Genomic DNA, 26,732 nt, shown 5'->3' with positions numbered 1-26,732 from the left:
CGAAGTCCCCCTCATCGAAAGTATGGGGCCGGCGGTCCACCAGGCGGTTCATGCCGCCCTCGAGGTCCGGCAGGACGGCCGAGGTCAGCAGGAACACCTTGCCGTCCTCGCGCAGCGCGTAGGGGATGCCCCACGTCGCTCCCTGCGGCGTCGCCAGCACGAGCGTCTGCTCCCGGCCGTCCACCGTGAACGTCAGCTTGCGCTGGCTGTTCACCAGCCCCAGCTCCTCGAGCTTCTTCGCGTCCAGCTCCCCCAGCGCGCGGCTGCCCTTCAGCGGCGCGAGGCGTTCGAACAGGTTCTGCGCACTCAGGTTGGCGCGCAGCTCGTGCACCACTGTCTGGGGAGCCGCAGCGGGCGGAGCAGTCCCGGCCTCGCCGGCCTCCTTGGCCACCAGCGGCGCACCCGCATCCGTGGCCCCACCGGCCACGCCTCCATCCATCACCCCACCGTCGGCCTCGGCCGCGGGCTTGGCGGGCGGAGGCGGCTTCGGCTTGTCTCCGAGCCGCACCCAGAGCTCGCCGTCCTTGTCGCGGAACAGCTCGACCAGGCGGTTGGCATCATCGAAGCGCACCCGCTGGAGCGCTCGCTTGGAGATGTCCAGCACGGTGACTTCGCCGGGCTGGCCCTCCGGCTCGCGCTGCCAGGTAAACAAGGCCGCCAGCAGGCCCAGGGCCGCCAGCGCGCCCTGCAGCGCCACCCCTCGCGCGTTCATCGCGCACCTCCTTCCGGCACCGCCGGCGCCCGCCGGCCTCGCCGTCGCGTCACGAAGAAGCCCGCCCCGAGCACCACCGCCGGCGCCAGCAGCACCGTCGCCCAGAACCAGACGACGTCCTGCTCGCGCGTGTGCTGGATGGGCACATCCTCCTCATTGGACACCGTGCCGGAGATGGCCTCCTCGCCGGTAAGCCACCGCAGCGTGTCCAGCGCCAGGTAGGCATTGCCCAGGTTGGGCAGCACGCCATCCGCCAGCGCGTCCGAGTCTCCCATCACCACCGCCCGCCCCTGCGCCACCTTGCCCTCGCCCTTCTTCTCCGCCGTCACCACCAGGCCCCAGGAGTTGCGCTCCTCGCCCGGATCCGCGGTGAAGTTGTGGTTCTTGTCCGGGAACGTCGCCTCGTGCGCGCGCACCGTCACGTCGGTGATCACGCCCTTGGGCGGCGGGTTGCGCGGCTCGATGGCTCCGGTGCCCAAGAAGGCCACCGGCGCCTGCGAGCCCAGGGACGACAGCGTGGAGACCGCCGGGTGCGAGGAGAAGTTCGCCGTGCCCAGGTTGGTGCGATCGCTCTGCTGGCGCGTGGTCCGGAAGTACACCTGATCATTGGCCAGCGGGGTGTTCAGGTACTTCAGCCCGAGCATCTCCAGCAACGAGTCGTAGCTGGGGCCTTCCGGATCCAGGGCAATCCACAGCCGCCCGCCCTTGTCGAAGTAGTCGCGCAGGGCGGTGATCTCCTCCGGGAGGAAGTCCTTGGTGGGGCCGAGGATGAGCACCGCCGCCGCGTCACGCGGCACCTCCGAGCCCAGGCCCTCCGCGGCGCTCGTGGTCTGCACCTCCACGTTCTGCCCGCGCAGGAACTCCTTGAGCTGGGCGATGCCCGGGCGAGGCGTCGTCCCCGGAGCGGCGCGATCATCGCTCCGCTCGCCATGGCCCTGGGTGAGGTAGACCACGCGGCGCGGCCGGGCCACCGTGAGCAGCCGCTTCTGGATCTCCTGATCCAACCGCTGGAGCTGCCCGCGCGCCCGGTCGATGTCCAGGCCCGCCGTGTACACCTCCTTCTGCTCGCCGCGCGAGAGGACCACCACCCCGTTGGTGGTGATGCCCAGCGAGCGCGCCCGCGTGGGCTCCACGGCCTGATCCAGCCGCTCCACCTGGAGCTGGGGAGACTCCTGGCCCAGCTCGCGGAAGTACTGCGCCACTGCCTCGCCCACCTCGTTGGCCGGCGGGAAGAACAGCGTCACCTGCAGCGGATCCGTGAGGCCGCGGACGATCTTCCGCGTGGACTCGCCCGGCTTCGCGGTGCGGAAGTAGGACAGATCCCACGACACGTCCCGCTGCGAGGCCACGTACATGGCCGAGAAGCTGAAGATGAGCACGCAGGCGGTGCCCAGGCCGGAGAACAGCGCCCCGCGCGCCCGGGCCGTCTCCATCACCGGTGCCCGCGCCATGGCGGCGGCCGAGGCCTCCAGCAGCGCCAGCGGCACCAGGGACAGCACGAGCAGCGCCGGGAAGAGCGCCTGGAACGTCACCGCCAGCTTCGGCGAGGACTGGGACATGGGCACGCCCCAGAGCCGCGCCCCCAGCTCCGACTGGGCGGTGAACAGCAGCAGGCCCACGAAGCCCACCGCGTAGCAGACGAGCACCCAGCGCCACAGCACGCGGCGCTCGCCGCTGGCCTGGGCCATCCTCAGGCCGCCCCAGACAATGAGGCCCAGCAGCAGCACGGTGCGCAGCGCCACGGTGGCGGTGAGCGCGGCGCCCGCGCCGGCGATGCGCTCGGCGATGAGGCCCACCACCACCACCGCGGCGAAGGAGATGCTCAGGGGAAGACTGCTCGCACGGGAGTTCATCGCCACCTCCGCGCCTCGAGCACCCGGGTGGCTCCGAAGAGCGCCGCGTAGGTGAGCACGAGGTAGTAGGCCACGTCTCGCACGTGCACCAGGCCCGCCTGGAAGGGCGGGAAGTGCTGGTTCCACAGCGACATGGCGCTGAACACGTCCGACAGCGGCTGCTCGGCGATGCGCGCCAGCAGCCAGCACAGGATGAGCGCCACCAGCATGACGGCGGTGAGGATGGCCGCCATCACCTGGTTGCGCGCCAGCGCCGAGCCGAACGTGCCCACCGCCAGCGACGCGCTGCCCAGCAGCAGCAGCCCCAGGTAGCCCGCGAAGATGTGCCCCCCGGACACCTTCCCGTGCACCATCACCAGCACCGGCATGTAGAGCGTGCACACCAGGTACACCGCCAGGAACACCAGCCCCGCCAGATACTTGCCCAGGACGATGTCCCTGTCTCTCAGCGGCGAGGAGTACAAGAGCGGCAGCGTGCCCGCCTGGCGCTCCTCGGCCAGCAGGCGCATGGAGATGAACACCGAGGCGACGATGGTGAAGCCGCTCGAGTAGTAGAAGAAGTTGGACAGCACCACCGCGGAGCGCTCGGCCGTCTTGCCCAGCGCGAACGCGTTGAAGAACAGCCCGTTCAACGCGAGGATCGCCGCGATGATGATGTAGCCGCTGAGCGTGCGCAGGTACCCCGCCAGCTCGCGGCGTGCGATCAGCAACGCCTTCACGATGCCACCTCCGGGGCCTTGGCCCCTCCGGTTTGCGTCAGCCTCAGGAAGATGGACTCCAACCGCTGGGTGCCGCGATCCAGCCGCAGCAGCTCCAGCCCGGCGCCCACCACCGCCTGCGCCACGCGAGGCCTCAGCTCCGGCGAGGCCTCCACATTCAAGCACACCACCCCGCCGTCCTCGGACGCCACCCTCACCGGGCCCAGGCTCGACAGCGCCTCCACGGCCCTGGCTTTGTCTCCGCGCACCTCCACCTCGATGGAGCCGGCGCCCAGCTTGCGCGCCAGCTCCTCCTCTGTGCCCTGCTCCACGAGCTGGCCGTTGTGGACGATGAGCAGCCGATCGCACGTCTCGCTGATCTCCGGGAGGATGTGGCTGGAGACCAGCACCGTGTGCGCGCCCTTGAGGCCGCGGATCAGCTCGCGCATGCCGCGGATCTGCGCCGGATCCAGGCCGCTGGTGGGCTCGTCCAGGATGAGGAACGCGGGCCGGTGCACCAGCGCCTGCGCCACCCCCACACGCTGCCGGTAGCCATGGCTGAGCGTGGAGATGAGCGCCCCGTCCACCTCGCGCAGGGCCGTCTTCTCCTCGGCCTCGATGACACGGGAGCGCGCCTCGTGGGGCGCCACCCCGCGCAGCTGAGCGACGAAGGCGAGGTACTCCCCCACCGTCATCTCGTCATAGAGCGGCGGCGTGTCGGGCAGGAAGCCGATGCGCTTGCGCACCTCGTGCGGATCGCGCACCGCGTCGTACCCATCGATGACGACGCGTCCGGAGGTGGGCAACAGCACACACCCCAGGATCTTCAACGTCGTCGACTTGCCCGCGCCGTTGAGGCCGAGAAAGCCGATGACCTCGCCCTTGTTGATGGTGAAGGCGAGATCTCTTACGGCAACATGCTCGCCGTAGTACTTGGTGAGCCCTTCGACTTGGATCATCCGGGTCCCTCTGTACCGTGCGAAAACGCGCGTCTTAATTCAAACAGCGGGGTGATTTGTCAAGAACCGACAGGAGACGGCGCGTGCATGAACTCGGTTCCCGCCGTCGTATGCCCGAGCGTGAAGCGCAGGGCGTCCTCCAGCCGGGGGTGGATGAAGGAGTAGCCCAGGCGCTCGGCCACCTCGGGGCGGACGTGGGCGCTGGACAGCAAGGTCTCCTGCCCCATCTCTCCAAAGAGGGCGCGCACCGCCGCCGCTGGCAGGGGTAACACCGCCGGCCGGGAGAGCACCCGCCCCAACGTCCGGGCGACCTCCCCCTGGCGCACCGCGTCGGGAGCCACCACGTTCACCGGCCCCTTCAACTCCGAGTGAAAGAGGGCGAACTGGGTGAGCCCCAGCACGTCCTCCAGTGAGACCCAGCTCATCCACTGCCGGCCACCCCCTATCGGCCCCCCGCCGCCCAGGAGGGTGGGCGTCATCAGCTTCGCCAGCGCCCCGCCCCTGGCGTCCTGCACCACGCCGATGCGCAGGTGCACCACCCGGATGCCCGCCTCCTCCGCGGGCGCCGAGGCCGCCTCCCACTCGCGGCAGACGGTGGCCAGGAAGCCCTCGCCCGGGGGGCTCACCTCCGTCACCACCTCGTCTCCCCGGTCCCCGTAGAAGCCGATGGCCCCCGCGCACACCAGCACCTGGGGCTTCTTCTGGAGCCGGGCAAGCGCCTCGCACAGCACTCGCGTGCCCTCGGTGCGGCTGCGGAGGATGAGCTGCTTGACCTCGGGCGTCCAGCGCTGGGCCACGGTTGCCCCCGCCAGGTGCACCACCGCGTCCACGCCCTCCAGCGCCGCCGTGTCGAGCTCTCCCTTGTCCGGGTTCCAGGCCACGTCCCCGCGCGCCGCGTCCACGCGCCCTCGCACCAGCCGCCGCACCCGGTGTCCCCCCGTGGTGAGGAAGGGCACCAGCGCGCTGCCCATCAACCCCGTGGCGCCCGTCACCGCCACCGTGAGCGGCCCCTGCCCCGCGTAGGCCGCGTGCCGCCGCAGATCCTCGCGCGTCACCGCGTGCCGGTACGCGAACATCCGCTCCAGCCGGCGCCGGATCATTCCACCGCCGAAGGCCCGGCCCGCCACTCCCAGCGGCGGCGCGTAGATCACCTCATCCTCCAGCACCGAGGAGGACGGCGGCTCGGGCCAGAACCGGTGGGTGTGCACCCACTGCGCGAAGGGGCCGGACACCTGCTCGTCCTGGAAGAGCGAGTCCTGGATATACTTCGTGTGCCGGGCCACCCAGGTCTGCCACAGCGGCCCCACCCGCATCCGCATCACCACCCGGGTGCCCTCGCGGAGGCCCTCGCCGCTGCGCTCCACCAGCTCCGCGGACTCCCAGGGGGGCATCAGCCGTTCGAGGGCTCCCTCCCGTGTGTGCCAGGCGAACAGCTCCGAGGCGGGCACTGGCATCCGGCTGCGTGCGTCGAACATCAACGACTTGCCCATGACCCCTCCAGGCCGCGACAGTGAAGGCCGCGCATGCTTACTCCGGAGCTTCTGAATCGCGCAGTGGAAATCCTCCAGCGGGGCGGGGTCGTCGCCCTGCCCACGGAGACCGTGTACGGGCTGGCCGCCAATGCCGAGGACGAGCTGGCCGTGCGCCGCGTCTTCGCCATCAAGGGCCGCCCCGCCACCCACCCGCTCATCATCCACCTGGCCGGCGTCGAGGCCCTGCCCGACTGGGCCCGCCACATCCCCCCGGAGGCCCGGCGCCTGGCCGAGGCCTTCTGGCCGGGCCCGCTCACCCTGGTGCTGCCGCGCACGCCCCGCGCCACGGATGCCGTCACCGGAGGCCAGGACACCGTCGCCCTGCGGGTCCCCTCGCACCCGGTGGCCCTGGACGTGCTGCGCACCCTGGGAGGAGGACTGGCCGCGCCCAGCGCCAACCGCTTCGGCCGGGTCAGCCCCACCACCGCCGAGCATGTGCGCTTGGATCTCGGTGACGATGTGGATCTCATCCTCGACGGAGGCCCCTGCACGGTGGGCGTCGAGTCCACCATCGTGGATCTCAGCTCCGGCGCCCCCGCCATCCTCCGCCCGGGAGGCCTGGCCGCCGAGGAGCTGGAGCGCGTGCTCGGGCGCCCCGTCCCCGTCCGCGCCTCGTCCACCGTGCGCGTCTCCGGCTCGCTGGCCTCCCACTACGCCCCTCGGGTGGGCGTGGTGCTCGTCGAGCCCTCCGAGGCCATCGCCCGCGCCGAATCGTTGCGTCTCCAAGGACTTCAGGTGGGGGTGCTCGGTCCGGCCCGGCTGGCCCTGCCTCGGGACTTCGTGCGCTTCGACATCCCCGAGGATGCGGCCGGCGCCGCCCGCCTCCTCTATTTGCGCCTGCGGGAGGCGGACATGGCGGGGCTGGACGTGCTGGTGGCGTGCCTGCCGCCGGCCCAGGGGCTGGGACTGGCGGTACGGGACCGGCTGGCGCGCGCGGCGGCGCCTCGGACTCCTGAGGCTTGATGCGCCGCGCGCTCTCCGATATCCCGCCCTTGCCTGCTCGTAAGGAGCGTATCGCCGTGAAGCGAAGTCTCCTCTGCCTCCTCCTCGCCCTGGGTGCCCTGGCCGCGTGCAATGACAAGCCGCCCGGCCAACTCGAGCCCATTCCCCGCCCCGCCGACTACAAGGAGCCTCCCAAGCCCGCGGCGCCCAAGCCTCCACCTCCGGCGGATCCCAACAAGGTGACGCTGCGCTGGAAGCTGGCCGAGGGCGCTCCCGTGGCCCTCAAGCTGGAGGGCACTCCGAGCGCGGCCACCGTCTACGTGCTCCAGCGCCCCAAGACGGGAGAGCGGATGCTCCGCCTGGCCCCCGAGGGCGCCAAGGCCCCCACGGATCAGGGCACCTTCAGCGAGCGAGGCTTCATGCTCGATGGGCTCAACAACGTGGACCGCAACCTGGCCACGCTGGTGATGGAGCTGCCCAAGGACGCCGTGCGCCAGGGAGACACCTGGTCGCTGGGGCTCGAGCTGGTGGACACCGCCCGCCTGGGCCGGGACTTCGCCGAGAAGAAGGCGGAGCGGCACAACACCGTGAAGCTCTCGGCGCTGGTCTCCGAGGGAGACGAGCGGATCGCCACCATCGAGTACGACATGCTCGAGCGTGTCAGCGGCATCCTGCCGCCGGCCGCGGCCGCCGACGAGCACACGGAGAAGGCCCCGATCAAGGCGCCCAAGGGCAAGGGCAAGGGCAAGGAAGAGCCGAAGGAGGCGCCGAAGAGCGCGGCCGAGCGCCCCGTCACCGCGGAGGTGACATTCACCGGGCGCGGCGAGTTCCTGGTGAAGGCGGGCCGGTGGCGCTCCTGGGAGGGCACGCTCTCCTCGAAGACGGAGGGCTACACCCCGCCGTCGCCGGATCAGGCCGCGACGTTGGTGCCACCGGGCACGCTCAAGCTGAAGCTCACCGCGCTGGACTCGGCTCCCGCGCAGTTGCTGCAGCCCGAGCCGAAGAAGTAGCCAGCGGGTTCGATTCCCGCCGCCTCCACTTTTTTGGTCCGTGGTTACGGATGGTTAGCGGCTTCCTCCATCCGTGTTGCACGTATGTCGCACGCCGGAACAGAGGGGCGGTCGAGAACCCCGTCCTCCTCTCTGCGCGTGTCCGGGCTCAGGTGGGTGTGGACGGGCAGGCCGTCGCTCCCGCGGAGGTAAGTCGGTGGCGCGGCGTTCACGGGGCGATCGAGAGTGCGACAGGTACCGCGCATGGCGGGAGTTCGAGAGTGGCCTGAAGTCCCTCCAGTCGTGAGAGGGCGCGCTTCGCTTCGGTGATGCGTTCCCGATGGGCGCGCCAAGCGAGCAGTACTACTCGAACCTTGGTTACTTCGTGCGCTACCGGCAGATGCCGCATGGCGCGAATGCCGAGGAGCAGCACCTATACGAGGCGTTGAAGCGCCGGCTCGACGCGGCGTGAACGCTGCGACGGACCGAGCCGGGACATAACGTCTCCGGCATGTCTGTTGGATGGCCGCACGAACTCGGAGTAACGAACATCATCAGCTACTGCTGTGGGCCGCCGTTCCTCGGGACGATCGAGAAGTTCGGCACCTGGCCTCCCGCAGGGTCGAAGTCGTTGGCCATGGTGACAAGGTGGAACGCGACCTTGATGACCTCAGCTATCGTCAGCCCCTCGGGCGGCATCCTGTACTCGAACACCGCCCCGCTGGGCTTAACGGTGAACGTGCGCAGTCCCTCCGGCGCTGGCGTGCGCTGCGCCGCGGGTGCGGCCTCCTCAGCTTGATGATCGGCATCTGTCGGCGCCTTTTCCTTCTTGGAGCGGACAGGCCTCGGCGTGGTGGGGCGGTTGCTCGGCTTGAACTTCGTAGGGTCGTCGAGGAACGCGAGGTAGTCGCGCAACAGGCTCCGCGCTCTGGATTCATACTCCGCGGCCGTCTGCGACTTGCCGTTGTTCACACGCGACCAGCGTGCCGCGAGGTCCGAAAGCTTTTCGAGCACCGACTTTGGGTCGCGCGGCTCCTCTTCGCCCAGCACCGAGGTCAGTGCGTCGATTGCGCCTACCCGGAAGCGTGCGGTGTTCTTTGCGTACTCGCCGCGCTCGGCCATCGTGAGCATCCACTTCTTCGCGTTCTCGATGGTCGGCGTGGTCTTGGAGTCGATTGAAGTCACAGCGTTCATAGGCATGTGTGTCTTCGCCCGCGAAGCCTGGCTCCATGCTCAGGGGGCGGGCGGAGACGAACTCACCGTAACCGCGATCCCGAAGGTGTCAACGGGAGCGGCACGACGAATCCACTTAATCCTGTCGTGCCGCCTTGTAAGTTGCTGGTATTGCTATGCAATCTGTAGTTCTTGATGCGCTGGATAGATGACTGCCGTGCCCGTGTTGTCACCCCCTGAAATGCCGTGCAGTCCCGGGGGGGCGACGATTCGCGGCGAAACCGCGGGTGGGATAGGGCAGGATCGGAGGTGCGCCCCGGCCTGCCGCAATGGGAGAGCTGAGCGGCCCGGAACTGCGTGCACGGGCAACGGCCCTTCGCCAGGTGATCACCCAGGGACCTCCCTGTATGGCCATGCACTCGAGAGCATCGCCGACAAGAAGTGTGCGCCTCGGTCCCGCACCGAGGACAGAGCGCACGGGGAGACAGTGGTACGCGAGCTGTGGACGCACGCGCTGACGCCCGGCGAGGTGGAGTTCGCCGGGGCCAGATGCGCGTTCGCCCGTAGCCCAGCATGGCTTGGGTGGCCTCCATGGTCACAGCGCGCGCCCGCGCCGCTTGAGCGGGCGCCTTGGTGCTAATCCAGGTATGGATCTCGTTCCCGGACTCGGGCAGCCCCCGCGGCTCTTCGTAGATGGCCCACAGGAGATTGTCCTGTTCCTCGCCTTGCCCCTTCACGGTTGAAACTCTCCCGACTGCTGAAGGTGGGACGCCTTGCGCCTGTCTCCAGGAGGCGAGGCGCCATGCCGTGAGAGGCCAGAGGCCGTGAAGCCTTGGAGGCGATCTGCACGCACTCCGGGGGCACGGAGAGGGGCTGCGCTGCAGGTGCCATCTGATGGGGTGACGTTCCCTCCGCTCCAGGTGTCCACAATCCCCCGTGATTGATGGGTATGTCATGGCTCCCCTGTAATCTCGGGTCGTGCTCCCGGCGCGCGGGGGCCATGGCCAGGAGGCTCCACATGCTGCGCTGGGCGGTTGTGCTGCTGTTCGCGTTCCTCTCAGGGTGCACCGCTCCAATGAAGATCGTCGTCCGCTTGGAGACAGGCCAGGGCGAGCCCCTCGTCCACACTCCGCGCCGCGACGTCGAGCCGGTGGCGATGAGCGACCAGCAGTTCAAGAAGGCTGTCGCGCAACATGCCCCCTCTGTGCCTCCAGTGGATCGGCCCCTGGAGCACGCCCGGCAGGTATTCGGACTGCCCGAGAGAAGCGGCTGGTACCGGTACGAGGGCAGGAGCCAGCGCCTCATGGCCTCGGAGCCGGGGAGCACCAAGAACCTGCGCCTGTTGCCCGAGGACGACGAGCTGAAGCGCCGCTACCTGCTGTGGTGCGAGCAGGGGTGGGGAGGCGGAGATTGCCTGCGCCTGCTGGTGGACAAGCCCTTCCTGGATGGGGATGCCAAGTACGCGCTGGCCATGGCGATTGCTCACAGCAAGGTGCTGGGGGCCATGAAGGAGGAACTCGCCCGGATGGTGAACCCCCAGGCGGTGGTGGCGACAGTAGTGGGCGGCCTAACCCTGTACGCGATCTTGCTCGCACTGCCCGAGCCGGTGAGCAAGGGCATCGCCGCGCTGCTGACGGCGGGGGCCATGGCCTACCTGGGCTGGGACATGGTGTGGCGCCTCATTGATGGGTGGCTGGTGCTGATGAAGGAAGTGGATCAAGCCACCACCTTTGATGCCATCTCTGTGGCCGGAGAGAAGTTCGGGGACACGATGGGGGAGAAGGCGGCGCGAGCCTTCGTCATGCTGGCGATGGTGGCCCTGGGCAACACGACGACGGGGATGGCGGCGACGCTGCCGAAGTTGCCGGGAGCCGGGCAGGCTGCGGTGGTGGCCGAGACGCAGCTGGGCATCTACTTCACAGCCCCAGCGCTGGCTCAGGTGGAGTCTGTCGCCATCAATGCCGATGGCGTCACCATCGCGCTAGCCCCCAGCGCAGTCGCCATGGAGGCGCGCGACAGCTCAGGCGGCAAGGCTGGCGCGCAGGCTGCGCCGCCCAGCCCCGGTGGGCCGGGTGAATGGGTCCAGGTGAACGAGCATATGTCCGAGAGCGCCCGGACCTATCAAGCCCAGAGGACGGGGGCGCCCAAGGGCTACGCTTACCGCGTCAAGGTGGGTGACGAGGAGGTGGACTTCGATGGGTTCGACAAGGGCGTACTGCTCGAGGTCAAGGCCACCGGCTACGCGCAGTGGATCGATAAGCAGCTGAACTTTCGCGGGAGCTTCGAGGGTGGCCCCAAGCTACTTCAACAGGCGCAACGCCAGTTCGAAGTCGCCAATGGAACGCCCATCCGGTGGATCGTCGCTGAGGAGAAACTCGCGGGTGCACTCAGGAAGCTGTTCAGGGCTAACGGTCTCGGAGATATCGAGGTCGTTCATATTCCCCCAACCCCCCCGACCCCATGAGGGATAGCCGTCCGATGATCGAAACGTATTACGCTGGTTCCTACTGGCTCGCCCGGCCTGAAACCGCCCAGGCTTGCGCACGACGCGCGGAGCGTTTCTTCCACCTCCTGGGGCGCTGCGACCCGGCGTGGACCCGCTGGTACGAGACTGCGGACTCCTTCGATGAGGCGCGCAAACTCCAGTTCACTCCAGATGCGGCAACCTTCACGAAGCTTTTCGGAGAGAAGGAAAACAAAATCGGTGATGGATTCACGTTCTGGTTGTGGACGGGTGACAACCTTGAGGAAACATCCTCCGTCAGAGGGACGTGCGGTTCATCCTCCCTCCGGCTTCCAGCTACCTGCGTGGTCCAACCCTACGCTGAAGGTCCCATCGCGGACCGGGTACTGACCGCGCCCGTTATGGCCGAGGTGCTGCGCGCCATGGCCCTGGCCTGGGACCCTGAGTGGGGAGTGGCCACATCCGAGGCGCACCGGGACAGCGTGACGGAGAAAGCGAAGCCGGGCACCTTCGTAGGTTGGGTCATGTACTTCTCGCGGCTGCGAGGCAAGGTGCCCCCACTGCCTGCCCCTGTGCGCATCGAGCTGGTGGAGGACAAGGGCACCCTCATCACCCTCACCCACGAGCGGTTTACCGCTTCTAACCCGGAGCACGTCGCGCTGGCCGCTCGCGTCCACGAGTTGCTGGACCGGGCCGGCATGCTGCGGCCGTTGCAGCCCTGGCCGGCAGGTTGACTGCATGGCCGTAGGTTGCTCCATCGCACGATATGGGCTCGGGCGGGCTGGCGTAAGGGCCCGCGCAAGGGTCCGAGGTGCACGCCTTCAGGTCGTTGCCGAAAGCCGCGGGACGGAGGGGCCGCATGTGCCCCCGTGGGCGTGAGGGTTCGGCCTCCGCCATGTTGCACGTATGTCGCAGGAACGTGCGGAACGGGCTGCAACAGGACGGGACAAGACGGGACGCGGCGGGATAACGACTCCAAAGCATTCCGGGCGGTTACGAGGTAAGGGCGCGATTCTGCTAGAGGTTTTGCACCGCCCGGCGTGGGTTCGATTCCCGCCGCCTCCATCCCGAGAAGCCCAGCAACCTCAACGGGTTGCTGGGTTTTTCTTTGTCGTCGTTTTCTTCATGTGTCCCCAGCGTGCCCCTCTGGCGTCTCTCGCCCAGGGCGGCGCGCGGCACGAGGTTGTCAACATCTGTAGAGTGAAGGCCCGGCCTCTCTCCTGGAAGGCTGGGGCGCACGTCCCCCCCGCTGGAAGGAGCCACTTCTGAAAATCTCGAACATTCCCTTCTGCACAACGGACTGGAGCGCCATCCAGCCCATGGAGCACCCGGGGGCCTCAGGGAAGGCGCTCTGGCGGACGCTCCAGGCGGGAGACATCCGGGTCCGGCTCGTTGAGTACACACCTGGGTACGTGGCGGACCACTGGTGCAGCCGCGGACATATCCTGCTCGTGCTCGAGGGAACGCTGCTCACGGAGTTGCAGGACGGCCGACGTTTCGAGCTCGGGCCGATGATGAGCTACCAGGTCTCCGATGACGACGGGGCACACCGCTCGTCGACAGAGACAGGGGCCAGGCTTTTCATCGTGGACTAATTGAGCCTGTGCCGGCGGAAGCCTCAACACTCCGCGGCCTGGGGCAGCCCTCACGCCAAGAAGCCCCCCAAGCTTCCCCTCACCCGTACTGGTCCTGGCTGTATCCCCGCCACTGCCGGGCGTGCTCGAACACGAACATCTTCCGGGTGGCGGTCGTCACATCCTGGGTGCCGGTCGTCACCTCGATGCGGTGCAGCCCCGCTGGGAACTTGAGCCGCCGCAGTCGAATGCGGTCCAGGAGGCTCTGCCATTTCTGCAAGGCATTGCCATCCAGGGGGGCGAACGGCCGCCCTCCCGCGTCCCTGTCTGGAGGGGCGGCCACCGCATGCGCCGGGTTGATGCACTCCCCCTGCTGGCAGAACGGACACTCCATGGAATGGGCCTCGGAGGCTGACAGAGACTCTCCCAGCACCATCGCCGGTCTCGCGGCAAGCGGAGTGCTCTCCTTCTGGGCCCCTGCTGGGTGGCCTGTCGATCCAGCCTAATGGAGCGGCTGAAGGGGGCGGGTTTCTGCCTGTGCGGCTGGCGCGTCTGCCTCTCGCACGAGGCGGACCACCGCCTCCACCCACGCAGGGTGGGCGTTCAGCGAGGGGACGAGCGTCAGCGACTCGCCCCCGCACTCGAGGAACTGCTCGTTGGCGCGCAGCCCCACTTCCTCGAGCGTCTCCAGGCAGTCGGCGACGAAGGCCGGGCACATCACCGCCAGCCGCTTCACGCCCTTCTTGGCCAGCTCCGGCAGCACCAGATCCGTGTACGGCTTGATCCACGGGGTGCGCCCCAGGCGCGACTGGAAGGAGACGGTGTAGCCCTCCTTGGAGAGCCCCAGGCGCTCGGCCAGCCCGCGCGTGGTGGCGAAGCACTGCGCGCGGTAGCAGTGGCGGTTGACGTCCGTGAGCACCTCACAGCACCCGGCCGAGGCCAGGCAGTGCTGGCCGGACGGATCGCTCTTGCGCATGTGGCGCTCGGGCAGCCCGTGGTAGCTGAAGAGGACGTGGTCCGCGCGAGCCTCGGCGATGACGGGCCGGGCCACCTGGGCAAACGCGTCCAGGAAGCCCGGGTGATCATGGAACGCCGGCACCACGCGCACCGGAGACACATCCCACGCGTCCGTGAGCACCTCGTAGGCCCGCGCCAGCGTGGAGCTGGTGGAGGAGGTGGCCTCCTGCGGATAGAGCGGCAGGACGATGAACTCCTTCACCCCGCGCGAGCGGAGCGCCTTCACCGCGTCCGGCAGGGACGGGTTGCCGTAGCGCATGGCCAGCTCCACCTCGTACTCGCCCTGGAAGCGCTGGGCCACGGCGGCCTCCAGTTGCCGGCTGTAGACGAGCAGCGGCGAGCCCTCCTTCATCCAGACCTTGCGGTAGGCCTCGGCGCTCTTGGCCGGCCGCGTGGGGAGGATGAACAGGTTGAGCAGCAGCCAGCGCCCCACGGGGTGGATGTCCAGCACGCGCGGATCGCTGAGGAACTCGCGCAGGTAGCGGCGCACCGGGCCTGACCGCGGCGCGTCCGGCGTGCCCAGGTTGACCAGCAACAACCCTTTCTTCGGTGTCGGCATGGGCTCAGTGCAGGGCGTTGGGCAGGGTGAGGGCGAACTCGCCAATCCGCGCCTCGAACTCCTGCCCGTTGGAGCGGACCATCTGGTAGCTGCCGCGCATGGAGCCAAAGGGCGTGCGCAGCATGGCCCAGCTCGTGTACTCGAAGCGCTCGCCCGGGCCGAGCCGCGGCTGCTTGCCCACCACGCCCTCGCCCTTCACCTCTTCCACCTTCCCGTGGGCGTCGGTGATGACCCAATGGCGGGCGCGCAGCTGTGCGGGCTGGGTGCCCACGTTGGCGATCTCCACCGTGTACATGAAGGCGTAATGCCCCGAGTCCGGGGCGCTGCGCTCCGGCCAGTAGGCCGGCTTCACGGTGATGCGGATGCCCTCCGTGGTCGTCGTGGACATGCCCCCCACAATTGGCCGGGTTCTGCCCGCGTTGCAAGCAAAACACAGGGGCTGGGGACTTCGCGGCCGTGGTGGACCCCACTCCCCTCCAAGCGGTGAGCGCGGCTCCTTGGGCCCGAAGAGGTCTCCGGGCCTGCCGTCAGGAGCCGCGCTGAGCCGGGGTTCCGGTCACTGGCACTTGAGATCGTAGTTCTTCGTGTGCCCGTTAGGGGCTTTCACCTCGACGGTCGAGGAGCCATTGAACTCCGTGGTGAAGACGCCGCTCGGGCCTTCCACCGACACCTTGCCCGCGGTGGGGCACTGGTTCGCGCAGCGACGGTAGTCAGTGATGGTCGAGTTGGTGGTCATGCCGCCGCGGGTGCTACCGCCCTGGCCATTCATGGTCACGCACCCACTCCCCTCCTCCCAGGTCACGGTCATCTGCGCGTCTCGGGAGTCGACCTGATCCGAAGCGCGGCTGTGCGACGTCATCGCCACCTGCCGCTGGGTGCCCGCGCGTGTGGCGGTCCCGTTCAGGTCGAGGATATAGGGGTGTCCGCCCGCGTTCAGGTCCGTCGAGTTGGCAGTGAAGCCCAGCTGGCCGTTGCTCTCCGAGAGTGTCAGCTGCGCGGTCCCGGAGACCGACATCAGCCCGAAGGCGCCATCGCAGTTGGTGAAGGTGTAATTCACCATGGGGCCCGAGGACGTCGCCACCGCACACCCGGCAGGGGTGAAATAGGTGTTGGCCCGGCCAGCGATCGAGGCTGCGGCCGCGTTTAGATCGATCGCCTGCGTGGTCGGATCAGAGTAGTAGTAGGTGCCGTAGGGATCGACCCAGGAGTAGGCGTAATACGAGTCATAGCCATAATAGTATGGGTCGTAATAGGCGTAGTCGTAGTAGTAGGGATCGTAAGTGCTGTAGCACCCGGTGAATACCACCGCCATCAGCGTCAAGACTGCTTTGAATCGTTTCATGGTCGGCTCCTTTGCGCACAGATAGATAAGGCGAGCGCACGGTGCTGTAATGGGTCCCGTCGGGATGACCCCCTGTTGGCGTGGAGACAGCGCGGGGTGCACTGGGCTCGGCGGAGGCTCCCAGAGTTCTTCCGAAAAGAATTTTGATCAACTTCGACGGCTCTGGAGACCCAGGGCACCAAACCAAGAACGGTTTGCCAGCACCCCCTTCGTTCGGAGCTCTCCATGCCGAAGCCCCCCTCCCGCCTGTCCTGGCTGGTATCTCTTTTCGCACTCGCGCTGTCTTCCGGGTGCGTCATCAGTGGCTATGAAGACGGATCCTGGTGCGAGGACGAGTACCCTTCCTGCCACGACTCCGCTGACTGTCACGCCGACCAGTACTGCCGCCACGGCACGTGTCGAGATGCCGCCCGGGAAGCACAGCGTTGTACTTCCAACGTTCAATGCCCCGGCGCGCAGATGTGCATCGACGGCGTGTGCTGCCAGTCCTGCGCTCGCGACAGGGATTGCAGCAGCGGCGGCTCGTGCAGCAATGACAGCTACTGCGACCCGGCGTCTCCTCCCCAGCAGGGAGGCGGGTGGTGGCCGGGCTCGGGCGGAAGCAGGCCGCCGCCTCCTCCGGGGCCGGATACGGGCTCGGACTGCCGCCAGAACGGCGACTGCGGCTATGGCAACTACTGTGTCAACGCCGTCTGCTACCACGGGTGCAGCGCGGACTCGCAGTGCTCGGCTGGGAAGACGTGCCAGTCGGGGCTGTGCCGCCCGGCACCGTCCAACCAGTGCGTCACCAACACCCAATGCCCCGCTCAGCACGACTGCGTGAATGGCCAGTGCCGCGAGCACTGCATCACGGGCGCGGAGTGCCCCTCCGGCTTCACGTGTCAGATTGGCTATTGCCAGCCGGGCTCGGGCTCCAGCGCGGCGTGCACCTCGAACTACGACTGCGCCTCGGGCGAGCGCTGCATGAACGGGTACTGCGCGCCCTAGCGGCGAGGGCGAACCGCGGCTCGGAGCCGCATTACAGGGCACGAGGGCGGCCAGGCGCTTCTCTCATGCGCCGCCGGCGATGAAAGGGAGGGAGGAGCGCCGGCACGCAGCGGGCGCTCCGTTCCCCGTCCGCCGGAGCATGGAATGGCCTGTCCACCAGGGCAGCCGACTGCTGTGGGGGTATCTCTTCCGGTCGAAGTGCGGGGAGGGTGGCTGCGGTTGATTCTCCAGGTGTTGCTCATCAGATTCTGAGCAGCCCGCGAATCCATGGCCCCGCCATTCGGGCCCCGTGAGGTGCGGCCGGAGGCGAAGATGGGGAAACCAGTGCTAGGGGGGCAGCATCTTGGAACCGCCACGCTCGTGCGGCGGTGGGTCGGGTCGATCGCGGTGCTCGCCGCGTTCGCGGGAGGAAGCGCCTGGGCTGCCGCCTCGCAGGCGGAAGGCGCCCAGCAGCATGGCGTCGATCCCAAGGCCGGCGCGCTCCTCAAGAGGATGAGCGACTTCCTCGCCAGCCAGCCGCAGTTCAGCGTCCAGGCGGATGGCTCGACAGAGGCCGTGCTCAAGACGGGAGAGAAAGTGGAGTTCGAGCACTCGAGCGATGTTCGCCTCAAGCGCCCCGACAAGCTCAGGAGCGACCGGCGCGGAGAGAAGGCGGACGCGGAGTTCTACTACGACGGACACAGCTTCACCTTGTACGGGAAGAACAAACACTACTACGCGACCTCTGCCGCCCCGGCCACCATCGACGAGGCGATCGACGCGGCGAGAGAGCGGCTGGGCATCGAGGCGCCCGCGGCGGACCTGCTCTACAGCAACCCCTATGATGTCCTGATGGAGGACGTCGTCTCGGGGAGCGACCTGGGAGCGGACGCCGTCCGCGGAGTTGCCTGCCACCACCTGGCGTTTCGCGGAAACGAGACCGACTGGCAGATCTGGATCGAAGACGGACCCAGGCCCGTGCCGTGCAAGTTCGTGATCACCTCGAAGAAGGTCCAGGGCTCGCCCGAGTTCCAGGTCGAGTTCTCGCATTGGAACTTCTCGCCCAGGTTCGACGACACGGTGTTCCGTTTCACGCCGCCCAGCGACGCCAAGCGCATCAGTTTCCTCGGGGAGCAGGCCTCCCCGGGGACGCAAGGAGACAAGAAATGAACCGCACTCACCTCTCTGCCCTCTCACTTGCGCTCGTGCTCGTGGCGAGCGAGGCCCTGGCCGTGGTTGGCAGGCCCATGACGCCCGTGAGCTATGCGGGAGTGGCCCGCCGCACCACGCGTCGAGTGGCCTATACGGGTGCGGCCTATGCGGGTGCGGCCACCACGGCAGCCGTGGTGGGAACCGCCGCCGTGGTAGGGACGGCCGCGGTGGTGGCCACGCTGCCCGCTGGATGCGCCGAGGTCGTCTCCGCGGGCACCGTGTATCAGAGATGCGGGTCCACCTATTACCGGCCGACCTACGATGGCCCCAACCTGGTGTACGTCCAGACGGCGATGTGAGGCTTCACGGTGCAGACGGGTGAAATGGGGTTGAGGGAGGAGCGTATGCAAAGCCGACATGCGATCATCACCGTGGAGGACTACGAGCCCTTCATCGGCCAGCAGGCAGTTGAGCGGATCATGGCCAAGGGGCGGCAGCTTGCCGGACGCAGCGTCGCCCACGTGAACTCGACCTATTATGGTGGCGGCGTGGCGGAGATCCTCTCCTCGCTGACGCTGCTGATGCGCACGTTGGGGCTCGACGCCGAGTGGCGGATCATCCAGGGCCCACCGGACTTCTTCAGCATCACGAAGAAGATGCACAACGCGCTTCAAGGCGCTCCCATCCGCCTCACCGACATCAAGAAAGAGATCTATGAGGATGTGGCGTTCCAGAACGCGGTCCGAAACCGCTTCGACCATGACTACGTCGTCGTGCACGATCCGCAGCCGCTCCCGCTGGTGCAGTTCTCGCGAAAGCGCGGACCGTGGATCTGGCGCTGTCACATCGACACGGCGCAGCCCAGCCGGGAGATCTGGGAGTACCTCGCTGGCTACATCGAGCAATACGACGCGCTGATTGCCAGCGCGGAGGAGTACCTCCAGCCCTTGCGTGTGCCGCAGCTCATCTTCCAGCCGGCCATTGATCCCTTCAGCATCCTCAACCGCGAGCTGCCGGAAGGGGAGGTGGAGCGGCGCCTTCGCCACTATGGCGTTCCGCTGGACCTCCCGCTGGTGGTTCAGGTTTCGCGGTTCGATCGCTGGAAGGACCCCCAAGGCGTCATCCGCGCCTTTCAGCTCGCTCGGCGGAAGCGGGACTGCACGCTCGTGCTCGTTGGCAACGTGGCCACCGATGACCCCGAGGGGCCGGAGGTCTACGAATCGCTCCTGGGCGCGAAGGAGGAGCGGATCCTCATCTTGAGCGGCGAGGACACGTCGTTCGTGAACGCGCTCCAGCGCCGCGCCGCTGTCGTGCTGCAGAAGTCCCTGCGGGAAGGTTTCGGCCTGACCGTCAGCGAGGCCATGTGGAAGCGGACGCCCGTCATCGGCGGCAACGTGGGCGGCATTCGCCACCAGATTGATGACGGGGTGAATGGCTTTCTGGTCTCCTCGGTGGAGGAGACCGCGGATCGCATCGTGCTCCTGCTCTCCGACGAAGACCTGCGGCGCCGCATGGGCGAAGCGGCGCGCGAGAAGGTGCGCCAGCGCTTCTTGATGACCCGGTACCTCGAGCAGTACCTGGACTTGTTGGACGGGTTCGAGACCCACTACTACTTGCGGCCCGGGGTTGTAGGCGTGGCGGCGGGGGCCGAGCGGGCCGAGCCGGAGAGGCCCGTGGCGCATTGACGGAAGGCGCATCAGAAGGCTGGGTGTGCCTGTGAGCGGTGCACACCACCCATCGTGCGGAGAGTGGGTCGGGGAGTAGGCTCGGGTGAGGCTCGGAGAGAAGCGTCTCCCTGCACTTCACGAGGCCCCACCATGGAGCGCGCATCCGTCCCCGATTTGCACCCGGGTCTGCTCCCGGCTGGCACCGTGGTAGGACACTGGCGCGTGGTGGCCTGGGCCGGCCGGGGCTCCTTTGGCGCCGTGTACCGCGCCGTCCCCGTGGGCCAGCAGCACGCACCTGCCGTGGCCCTCAAGCTGGCCCTGCACCCGGGAGATCCGCGCTTTGCTCGCGAGGCAGAGCTGCTCGCGCGCCTGCGCCACCCCAGCATCCCGCGCCTATGGGACTCCGGGACGTGGCAGCCACCGGGCGGCTTGCACCATCCCTTCCTCACCATGGATTGGGTGGATGGAGCGCCCCTCTACGAGCAGGCATTGTACCCACGCTGCTCCCCGCAGGTGGTGCGGATGCTGGCCCAGTTGGCCCGCGCCCTCGAGGAGCTCCACTCCCTCGGCGCCATCCACCGAGACATAAAAGGAGACAACATCCTGGTGCGCTACGCCGATGGGCGAGCCCTGCTCACCGACTTCGGGGCGTGCCATTACCTGGGCGCCTCCACCCTCACTCCGTCCGCCATGCACCCAGGCACTCCCGCCTACCGCTCTCCCGAGTCCTGGTGCCTGGAGTTCAACCGCGACCGCTCGCTCCAGTACCGCGCCCAAGCCGCGGATGATCTCTTCGCCCTGGGCGTCACCGCGTGTCGGCTCGTCACCGGCGAGTACCCGAAGCTGGCAGCGCCTCGCAGGGACGAGCACGGGCTGTGGCACGTGGACTCCGTGGCTCCTCCCGCCGCGCTGCTGCGGGATAGGCGCATCCCACCGCGGTTGCGGACATGGATTCTGCGCCTGCTCTCGGTGCGCCCGGAGGAGCGCGGCACCGCGGCGCAGCTGGCCGAGGCCCTGGAGCAGGAGGCGGCACCTCCCCTGGCGGCCACCCCTGCGCCGAGCTTCATCCGGGCACGCATCGCGACGCGCCCACCGGAGGATCCGGCTGCTGCTCCTGGGCCCCGCGTGAGCGTGCGAATCGGGCGGCCCTGGCTCGGCCTGGCGGCGGCAGTCCTGGCCGTGGTCGTGGGGGTCTGGTGGGTGCAGGCCAGACAGACGGTGGACACGCCCTCCCTGGCGCAAGCCGAGACAGCAGCAGCGGGCCGCACAGACGCGGAGACGGCGGGGCTCGGCCATGCAGCCGTGTCTACCTCCTCGACGGCCTCCCCACCTCTTCAAGAGCCCAAAGGGATGGCGGAGGACACACTGCCCGCGCCGCTTCCGGAGCAGGTTCGGCCCGATTCCAAGGGACGCTGCCCTCACAAGAAGCAGGTGGCTCTCAACGGAGGCTGCTGGTGGGAGATGCCTGCGGACCGAGAAACTTGCGAGGCGGCCCGCGAGTACATGGGCAGCATGTTCAAGAACAAGTGTTACATGCCGGTCCTGCCTCATGGACGCCAGCCCAACTCCAGCCCCGCGACCACGCCGAGCCAGGGCCCGCTTCGGGGATTACGTGGACAGTCCCAGCCCTCCGAGCACCCATGAGGGGCAGAGCCAGAGAGCGAAACGTTTCGCCCTCACGAGGGGCAGGACCAGAGAGAGCGAAACATTCCGCCCTCATGAGAAGCAGGGCAGAGAGCGAAACGTTTAGCCCTCATGAGGGCAGGGCAGAGAGCGGAACGTTTCGTCCTCATGAGGGGTAGGGCCAGAGAGCGAAACGTTTCGCTGCCAACTCACTGGGTAGGACGAAGCGCTCATACTTCACCGGGCTCAAGTAGCCCAGAGAAGAGTGACGGCGCTTCCGGTTGTAGAAGACCTCGATGTACTCGAACAGAGCGGCTGTGGCCTGCTCGCGCGTGGCGAAGTCGGCCTCGTGGACCAGCTCTCTCTTCAGGCTGCTGAAGAAGCTCTCCACCACGGCGTTGTCCCAGCAGTTGCCTTGCGCGAGCCTGGAGGTGCAAGCGCTCCTCGGACTCATCTTCACCTGTCCGACGTTCGCGTTCTCCCCGGGCGCCACCGGCGAACCTGGACACGCGAGTGCTCCACGTTGCGCAGCTATACCTCCTGCGTTTGAGTCGCAAGTTGTGGAAGATGGCGGCGAAGAACCTCAGCCCAGGCATCCAGGTGACTCGCAATCAACTCGACGCGGGGGACCTTGCCATCGAGCCGCACCTGCCATTTCGTATGGGCACCCCAGGGCATGGGGTCGACCGTTCCCCCCCACACGGAGGCAAGAGCCTCATTGTAGCGGCGCCCGAATTCCTCCGTGCTGGCCATGCCAGCTTCGCTCGTCCAGACCTGCCCATCGCGCTGGATGATGCCGAGGTTGACAGTCCTGCCATCAGGGGTGTCCCACTTGAGATTGAGTGCACGGCGGAACTCCCCGTACACCCCCAGCAGCGAGAGCTGCTCAAGAAAGCTTCGGAGTTGGTCCGGCAGTCCTGGAGCCCGAGCACGCATCGCGTCGAAGAACTCCTCTGCGCTGATGTTACCGACGAACCGGTTCGCCTCTGAGGCAACGGGCGTGGGCCTCGCCGGAGCAACGGAAACGTGGCCGTCCTCAATGCGCACGATTGCGCGCTCGACCGTCTGCGTTCGCAGGAGCGTCCGTGGAACGACAAGGCGATCCTGGCTGCCAGGAAGCGAGAACACCGAAAGTTCGACGAGTGCGAACGTGAAGTGGAAGCCAGCATGGGATTGCAGCACTTCGACGAGCTGTTCGGCACCTTCACGGATTCCGTCGCCGACGATCAGGACGACGATGCGCCCTCTCCTCAGGTTCCGACTGACCGCGTCAATGAATTCCCGCTCAGGCAGCCGCGCGCTGTCCGGCACCAGTTCCCAGAGACTTCGCGGCTTCTGCCGGTCACCGAAGTTGCCGCGCAGCGCGGCGGACTCGAATTCGGCGTAGCTCATCCGGAAGAGGCAGCTCGCATAATCCAGTGCCTGGGCGACGACCTTCCGCCGTGCCTCCGGGTTACGCCACAGTTTGGCCTCAGCGATGACGATCTGCCCATCTGCGGTGATGAATAGGTTGTCGATGGGCCCCTTCAGGGTTGGCATCTCGCGACAGACAGAGATGGGTTCCTTGAAGGCTGCTTCGATTTCATCGAGTGGCAGCACCTCGGGGTGCTCGAACATGAGTTCCTGGAGGAACGACTCCTGGAAGGACCCATCAGTTCTAGCGGTAAGCTCTACTGGAGTGAGCGGTGCTCTGTGGCCAGCGGCCAATAGTATGGGGGTGCCGTCGCGTCGGTTCTTTCGTTCCATGCGATGGGGAAGATACAGCGAGAGACAGGAGCTTTGACAGGGGCAGTGACCAGCGCCGTTTCATCGCCCGTCGGCTTATGCCCGCGCCGCTGCCTCAGGCGATGGGCTTGCCTTTTCCAGCTTCGGCTGGCTGCTGAGCGTCTCACCGCTGCTGCCCTTTGTGCCTGATTGCAGGCGGCTTCACGGATCTGGTCCGCATGTGCCCCCAGTGTGACCCTCCAGCGCGGAATCAGACGGAACCAGACGGGACGACACGGGATGAGGCGGGAGAACAAACCGACATGAGATCAAGGCGTTAGCCGGTAACAGCGCGACCTGCTTGGGGTTTTGCTTCCGCCTTGTTGTGGGTCCGATTTCCGCCGCCTTCGCGCAGAGCGGACCGCCGCGCGGCGGGGTAGCGTAGCCCTACCCCTTCACGCGATCCGGATCCTGCTTCTGCTCCGGCGCCTTCTCCCCCTCCCCCTCCCCCTCCGCGCCCGGCTCCGGCGCCGGGGGCCAGATGAGCGAGGCGCCGATGCTGGCTGCCAGGATGAGGGCAATCACTCCCAGAGACAGCCCCTCGTGCAGGTGGATGTCGAACCACGTCAGCAGCATCTTCACCCCGACGAAGCTGAGGATGAGGGACAGGCCCACCTGGAGGAAGTGGAACTTGTCCATCAGCTTGGACACCAGGAAGAACAGCGAGCGCAGCCCCAGAATGGCGCACACGTTGGATGTATACGCGATGAACGCCTCCTGGGTGATGCCGAGCACCGCGGGGATGGAGTCCACCGCGAAGAGCAGATCCGTCACTTCCACCACCAGCAGGACGATGAACAGCGGCGTCACCTTGAGCCGGCCATCCTCGTGCACGAAGAAGTGGCTGCCCTGCCCCTGGCGTGACACGGGCAGCACGCGCCGGGCGAACTTCACCACCACGCGCTGCTCGGGATCGGCCGCCTCTTCCTCCTCCTTGGAGAACAGCATCTTCACGCCGGTGAAGAGCAGGAAGGCGCCGAACAGGTAGATGAGCCAGTGGAAGCGGCTCACCAGCACCGTGCCGGTGATGATGAGCGTGGCGCGCATGACGAAGGCCCCGAGCACGCCCCAGAAGAGCACCCGGTGCTGGTGCTCGAGCGACACCCGGAAGTAGCTGAACACCACCAGGAAGACGAACAGGTTGTCGACCGAGAGCGCGTACTCGACGACGTAGGCGGTGATCCATTGGATGGCCGGCTCGTGGCCGATGAAGGCCCAGATGCCCGCGCAGAAGATCAGGCTGAGGGTGACCCACACCCCCGTCCAGAGGCCCGCCTCCTTGGAGCTCACCGCGTGGGGGTGACGGTGGAACATCCCCAGGTCGATGGCGAGCATCGCCAGCACGAAGACGTGGAAGCCGACCCAGAGCGCGACTTGCGAGTTCACAGACCTTCCCGGATGGAAGCGGAGTGCTGAGCACCCTACGCCTTGCGTGGATTGCCCGCTACAAGTCCGTGGCGGGCCGGCGCAGCACCACCACCGAGCGCCCCAACACCTGCACCTTCCCGCCCGCGGGCGTGTGAGCGCGAGAGCAGTCCTCGCCCGTGGACGTGTCCACCACCAGCTCCCAGTCCGCGCCCCACTCGATGGCGGGCAGCGCGAACGTCATCGGCTCGTGGTGGGCGTTCATCAGCACCAGCAGGGTGTCTCCCACCAGCCGCTGGCCGTGCTCGTCCAGGGTGGCGAGAGCATCCCCGCCGAGCAGGAAGCCCAGCGCGCGCACATAGGGCTTCTCCCAATCCTCCTTGCGCATCTCCTTCCCATCCGGCCGGAACCACGCCAGGTCCTTCAGCTCGCTGTCCCAGATGTGCGAGCCGCGGAAGAAGCGGCGCTTGTGCAGCACGGGTTGCTCGCGCCGCAGCCGGCTCATGCGGGCGGTGAACTCCAGCAGCGCCTGCTGGCGGGAGTTCAGCTCCCAGTTCACCCAGGACAGCTCGTTGTCCTGGCAGTAGGCGTTGTTGTTGCCCTTCTGCGTGCGCCCCATCTCGTCACCCGCCACGAGCATGGGCACGCCCTGGGCCAGGAAGAGCGAGGCGAGGAAGTTGCGCTTCTGCTGCTCGCGCAGGGCGTTCACCACCGGATCCGCCGTCTCGCCCTCCACGCCGCAGTTCCACGAGTGGTTGTCGTTGGCGCCGTCCCGGTTGTTCTCCAGGTTCGCCTCGTTGTGCTTCTCGCTGTAGGTGACCAGATCATGCAGCGTGAAGCCGTCGTGCGCGGTGACGAAGTTCACGCTCGCGGTGGGCATGCGGCCGGACAGCGCGTAGAGATCCGACGAGCCCGTCATCCGGTAGCCGATCTCCGCCGCCTGCCGGTCATCTCCCTTCCAGTAGCGGCGGATGGTGTCGCGGTACTTGCCGTTCCACTCGCTCCAGAGCACGGGGAAGTTGCCCACCTGGTAGCCGAAGTCCCCCACGTCCCAGGGCTCGGCGATGAGCTTCACCTGGCGGAGCACCGGATCCTGGTGGATCATCTGGAAGAAGGCCGCGCGCGTGTCGTAGCCGTGCCTGTCCCGGCCCAACGTGGTGGCGAGATCGAAGCGGAAGCCATCCACGTGCATCACCTGGACCCAGTAGCGCAGGCTGTCCATCACCAGCTTGAGCGCGTACGGGTGGGTGGCGTTCCACGAGTTGCCGCAGCCGGTGAAGTCCAGGCAGAAGCGCGGATCCTTCTCGTTGAGCCGGTAGTAGGCGCCGTGGTCCAGGCCCTTGAAGGCCAGCGTGGGCCCCAGGTGGTTGCCCTCGCAGGTGTGGTTGTAGACCACGTCCAGGATCACCTCGATGCCGGCGCGGTGGAGCGCCTTCACCATCTGCTTGAACTCGGTGACCTGGCCGCCCAGGGAGCCCGAGCCGCTGTAGCGCGCCTCGGGAGCGAAGAAGCCCAGGGTGTTGTAGCCCCAGTAGTTGGTGAGGCCCTTCTTCACCAGGAAGTGCTCATCCACGAAGGCGTGGATGGGCAGCAGCTCCACGGCGGTGATGCCCACCTTGTGGAGGTGGGCGATGACGGAGGGGTGCGCCAGCCCCGCGTAGGTGCCGCGCTGGTGCTCGGGCACGGCGGGGTGGAGCTTGGTGAAGCCCTTCACGTGCAGCTCGTACAGGACCGAGCGGTTCAACGGCGTGGCGGGCGGCCGGTCTCCCTCCCAGTCGAAGTCCTCCGCCAGCACCACGGCCTTGGGCACGCCGGCGGCGCTGTCGTGCTTGTCGAGGACGAGGTCCGCCTCCTTGTCGCTCTCCTCACCGACTTTGTAGCCATACACGGACCGCGAGTAGTCCACCTTCCCGTGGAGGGCGCGGGCGTAGGGGTCCACCAGCAGCTTGTGGGCATTGAAGCGCAGGCCCCGCTTGGGTTCGTAGGGGCCGTGCGCGCGCAGGCCGTAGAGGGTGCCCGGCTTCAGGCCGGGGACATAGCCGTGCCAGACCTGATAAGTCGTCTCCGGCAGGGAGATGCGGTGGGTCTCACGGGTGGGATCGCCCGGATCGAAGAGGCAGACCTCCATCTTCCGGGCATGCTCGGCGAAGACCGCGAAGTTGACCCCAGCACCGTCATACGTGGCGCCCAGGGGATACGGCTTCCCTGGCAGCACCTCCGCTCTCCTCATCCCGTGCTCCTCTCCAGCAGGACGACCGGGAAGCTCGCGAGGAGCGGCGAGAGGGGCAGCACCACGCCACCCGTCTTCCCGCGCTCCGTCCGCACCTCGCGCCCGGTGAAGACGTCCCGGAACATCATGCCCGCATAGGCGTCCGGAAGGG

23 protein-coding genes and 2 pseudogenes are annotated in these 26,732 nt (G+C 67.6%); 11 read left to right on the top strand and 14 right to left on the bottom strand.

Annotated elements, in window-relative coordinates; all coding sequences use genetic code 11:
* From ACJ8AT_RS30665 to ACJ8AT_RS30645, 5 genes and pseudogenes are all read right to left on the bottom strand, one after another.
* Positions 1-712 (bottom strand): annotated as a pseudogene (locus ACJ8AT_RS30665) (hypothetical protein); the annotation flags it as partial.
* A complete protein-coding gene (locus tag ACJ8AT_RS30660) occupies positions 709-2,565 on the bottom strand; it encodes a DUF4350 domain-containing protein (protein ID WP_407741480.1) in 1,857 nt (618 codons plus the stop codon). The pseudogene ACJ8AT_RS30665 and the gene ACJ8AT_RS30660, both read right to left, overlap by 4 nt.
* Entirely contained in the window at positions 2,562-3,284 is a 723-nt protein-coding gene (locus ACJ8AT_RS30655) for an ABC transporter permease (protein ID WP_407741479.1), read from the bottom strand. Before ACJ8AT_RS30655 ends, ACJ8AT_RS30660 begins: the two co-directional genes overlap by 4 nt.
* Entirely contained in the window at positions 3,281-4,222 is a 942-nt protein-coding gene (locus ACJ8AT_RS30650; protein ID WP_407741478.1) for an ABC transporter ATP-binding protein, read from the bottom strand. Before ACJ8AT_RS30650 ends, ACJ8AT_RS30655 begins: the two co-directional genes overlap by 4 nt.
* Before the next feature lie 59 nt (positions 4,223-4,281).
* Positions 4,282-5,712: a TIGR01777 family oxidoreductase gene (locus ACJ8AT_RS30645; protein ID WP_407741477.1), complete on the bottom strand. Its 1,431-nt coding sequence runs from the start codon at positions 5,710-5,712 to the stop codon at positions 4,282-4,284.
* 63 nt (positions 5,713-5,775) lie between these two features.
* On the opposite strand from ACJ8AT_RS30645, the gene ACJ8AT_RS30640 reads away from it, so the two are divergent.
* The 3 genes from ACJ8AT_RS30640 to ACJ8AT_RS30630 all read left to right on the top strand — a co-directional run bounded on the left by ACJ8AT_RS30640 (position 5,776) and on the right by ACJ8AT_RS30630 (position 8,157).
* The gene (locus ACJ8AT_RS30640; protein ID WP_407741476.1) at positions 5,776-6,717 is read left to right on the top strand and encodes an L-threonylcarbamoyladenylate synthase; all 942 of its coding nucleotides are present in this window, start codon (positions 5,776-5,778) and stop codon (positions 6,715-6,717) included.
* Between the two features lie 56 nt (positions 6,718-6,773).
* Complete coding sequence (locus ACJ8AT_RS30635; protein ID WP_407741475.1) at positions 6,774-7,706, top strand: hypothetical protein; 933 nt, start codon at positions 6,774-6,776, stop codon at positions 7,704-7,706.
* Between the two features lie 319 nt (positions 7,707-8,025).
* Positions 8,026-8,157: a hypothetical protein gene (locus tag ACJ8AT_RS30630; RefSeq protein ID WP_407741474.1), complete on the top strand. Its 132-nt coding sequence runs from the start codon at positions 8,026-8,028 to the stop codon at positions 8,155-8,157.
* A gap of 86 nt (positions 8,158-8,243) precedes the next feature.
* Here the strand turns inward: ACJ8AT_RS30630 and ACJ8AT_RS30625 are convergent, their stop codons facing one another.
* The gene (locus tag ACJ8AT_RS30625; protein ID WP_407741473.1) at positions 8,244-8,879 is read right to left on the bottom strand and encodes a hypothetical protein; all 636 of its coding nucleotides are present in this window, start codon (positions 8,877-8,879) and stop codon (positions 8,244-8,246) included.
* 997 nt (positions 8,880-9,876) lie between these two features.
* Here ACJ8AT_RS30625 and ACJ8AT_RS30620 point away from each other — a divergent pair.
* The 3 genes from ACJ8AT_RS30620 to ACJ8AT_RS30610 all read left to right on the top strand — a co-directional run bounded on the left by ACJ8AT_RS30620 (position 9,877) and on the right by ACJ8AT_RS30610 (position 12,917).
* Positions 9,877-11,322, top strand: a complete 1,446-nt coding sequence (locus ACJ8AT_RS30620) for a Tox-REase-5 domain-containing protein (protein WP_407741472.1) — start codon at positions 9,877-9,879, stop codon at positions 11,320-11,322.
* Positions 11,323-11,336: 14 nt separating this feature from the next.
* Entirely contained in the window at positions 11,337-12,056 is a 720-nt protein-coding gene (locus ACJ8AT_RS30615; RefSeq protein ID WP_407741471.1) for an immunity 52 family protein, read from the top strand.
* 486 nt (positions 12,057-12,542) lie between these two features.
* Complete coding sequence (locus tag ACJ8AT_RS30610) at positions 12,543-12,917, top strand: DHCW motif cupin fold protein (RefSeq protein WP_407741481.1); 375 nt, start codon at positions 12,543-12,545, stop codon at positions 12,915-12,917.
* A gap of 79 nt (positions 12,918-12,996) precedes the next feature.
* Here ACJ8AT_RS30610 and ACJ8AT_RS30605 read toward each other — a convergent pair whose 3' ends face one another.
* The 4 genes from ACJ8AT_RS30605 to ACJ8AT_RS30590 form a co-directional block, all read right to left on the bottom strand.
* Positions 12,997-13,290, bottom strand: a complete 294-nt coding sequence (locus tag ACJ8AT_RS30605) for a hypothetical protein (RefSeq protein WP_407741470.1) — start codon at positions 13,288-13,290, stop codon at positions 12,997-12,999.
* 108 nt (positions 13,291-13,398) lie between these two features.
* Positions 13,399-14,472, bottom strand: coding sequence for a ferrochelatase (gene hemH / locus ACJ8AT_RS30600; RefSeq protein ID WP_407741469.1), 1,074 nt, complete (start codon positions 14,470-14,472; stop codon positions 13,399-13,401).
* Positions 14,473-14,476: 4 nt separating this feature from the next.
* A complete protein-coding gene (apaG, locus tag ACJ8AT_RS30595) occupies positions 14,477-14,860 on the bottom strand; it encodes a Co2+/Mg2+ efflux protein ApaG (RefSeq protein WP_407741468.1) in 384 nt (127 codons plus the stop codon).
* Between the two features lie 168 nt (positions 14,861-15,028).
* Positions 15,029-15,814, bottom strand: a complete 786-nt coding sequence (locus tag ACJ8AT_RS30590) for a hypothetical protein (protein WP_407741467.1) — start codon at positions 15,812-15,814, stop codon at positions 15,029-15,031.
* 459 nt (positions 15,815-16,273) lie between these two features.
* Here ACJ8AT_RS30590 and ACJ8AT_RS30585 point away from each other — a divergent pair, with 459 nt between their 5' ends.
* The 5 genes from ACJ8AT_RS30585 to ACJ8AT_RS30565 all read left to right on the top strand — a co-directional run bounded on the left by ACJ8AT_RS30585 (position 16,274) and on the right by ACJ8AT_RS30565 (position 21,243).
* On the top strand, positions 16,274-16,801 hold the full coding sequence (locus ACJ8AT_RS30585) for a hypothetical protein (RefSeq protein WP_407741466.1): 528 nt from the start codon (positions 16,274-16,276) through the stop codon (positions 16,799-16,801).
* Between the two features lie 360 nt (positions 16,802-17,161).
* Positions 17,162-17,950, top strand: coding sequence for a DUF2092 domain-containing protein (locus tag ACJ8AT_RS30580; RefSeq protein WP_407741465.1), 789 nt, complete (start codon positions 17,162-17,164; stop codon positions 17,948-17,950).
* The gene (locus ACJ8AT_RS30575; RefSeq protein WP_407741464.1) at positions 17,947-18,291 is read left to right on the top strand and encodes a DUF6515 family protein; all 345 of its coding nucleotides are present in this window, start codon (positions 17,947-17,949) and stop codon (positions 18,289-18,291) included. The genes ACJ8AT_RS30580 and ACJ8AT_RS30575 overlap by 4 nt, the downstream gene beginning before the upstream one ends.
* 45 nt (positions 18,292-18,336) lie before the next feature.
* Positions 18,337-19,617: a glycosyltransferase gene (locus tag ACJ8AT_RS30570; protein ID WP_407741463.1), complete on the top strand. Its 1,281-nt coding sequence runs from the start codon at positions 18,337-18,339 to the stop codon at positions 19,615-19,617.
* A 132-nt stretch (positions 19,618-19,749) separates the two neighbouring features.
* Positions 19,750-21,243 (top strand): serine/threonine-protein kinase, encoded by a 1,494-nt coding sequence (locus ACJ8AT_RS30565; protein WP_407741462.1) that lies wholly within the window; start codon positions 19,750-19,752, stop codon positions 21,241-21,243.
* A gap of 145 nt (positions 21,244-21,388) precedes the next feature.
* Here ACJ8AT_RS30565 and ACJ8AT_RS30560 read toward each other — a convergent pair.
* The 4 genes and pseudogenes from ACJ8AT_RS30560 to glgX form a co-directional block, all read right to left on the bottom strand.
* A pseudogene (locus ACJ8AT_RS30560) lies at positions 21,389-21,643 on the bottom strand (IS3 family transposase); the annotation flags it as partial.
* Between the two features lie 110 nt (positions 21,644-21,753).
* On the bottom strand, positions 21,754-22,839 hold the full coding sequence (locus ACJ8AT_RS30555) for a hypothetical protein (RefSeq protein WP_407741461.1): 1,086 nt from the start codon (positions 22,837-22,839) through the stop codon (positions 21,754-21,756).
* A gap of 534 nt (positions 22,840-23,373) precedes the next feature.
* The gene (locus ACJ8AT_RS30550; RefSeq protein WP_407741460.1) at positions 23,374-24,372 is read right to left on the bottom strand and encodes a TerC family protein; all 999 of its coding nucleotides are present in this window, start codon (positions 24,370-24,372) and stop codon (positions 23,374-23,376) included.
* Positions 24,373-24,430: 58 nt separating this feature from the next.
* Positions 24,431-26,581, bottom strand: coding sequence for a glycogen debranching protein GlgX (glgX, locus tag ACJ8AT_RS30545; protein WP_407741459.1), 2,151 nt, complete (start codon positions 26,579-26,581; stop codon positions 24,431-24,433).
* Positions 26,582-26,732: the final 151 nt, after the last annotated feature.

This window comes from Hyalangium sp. (assembly GCF_045802625.1).
In the GTDB taxonomy this organism is placed as follows: domain Bacteria; phylum Myxococcota; class Myxococcia; order Myxococcales; family Myxococcaceae; genus Hyalangium.
Note: the sequence above shows the minus strand (reverse complement) of the source record. Positions and strands in the feature narration are given on the sequence as shown.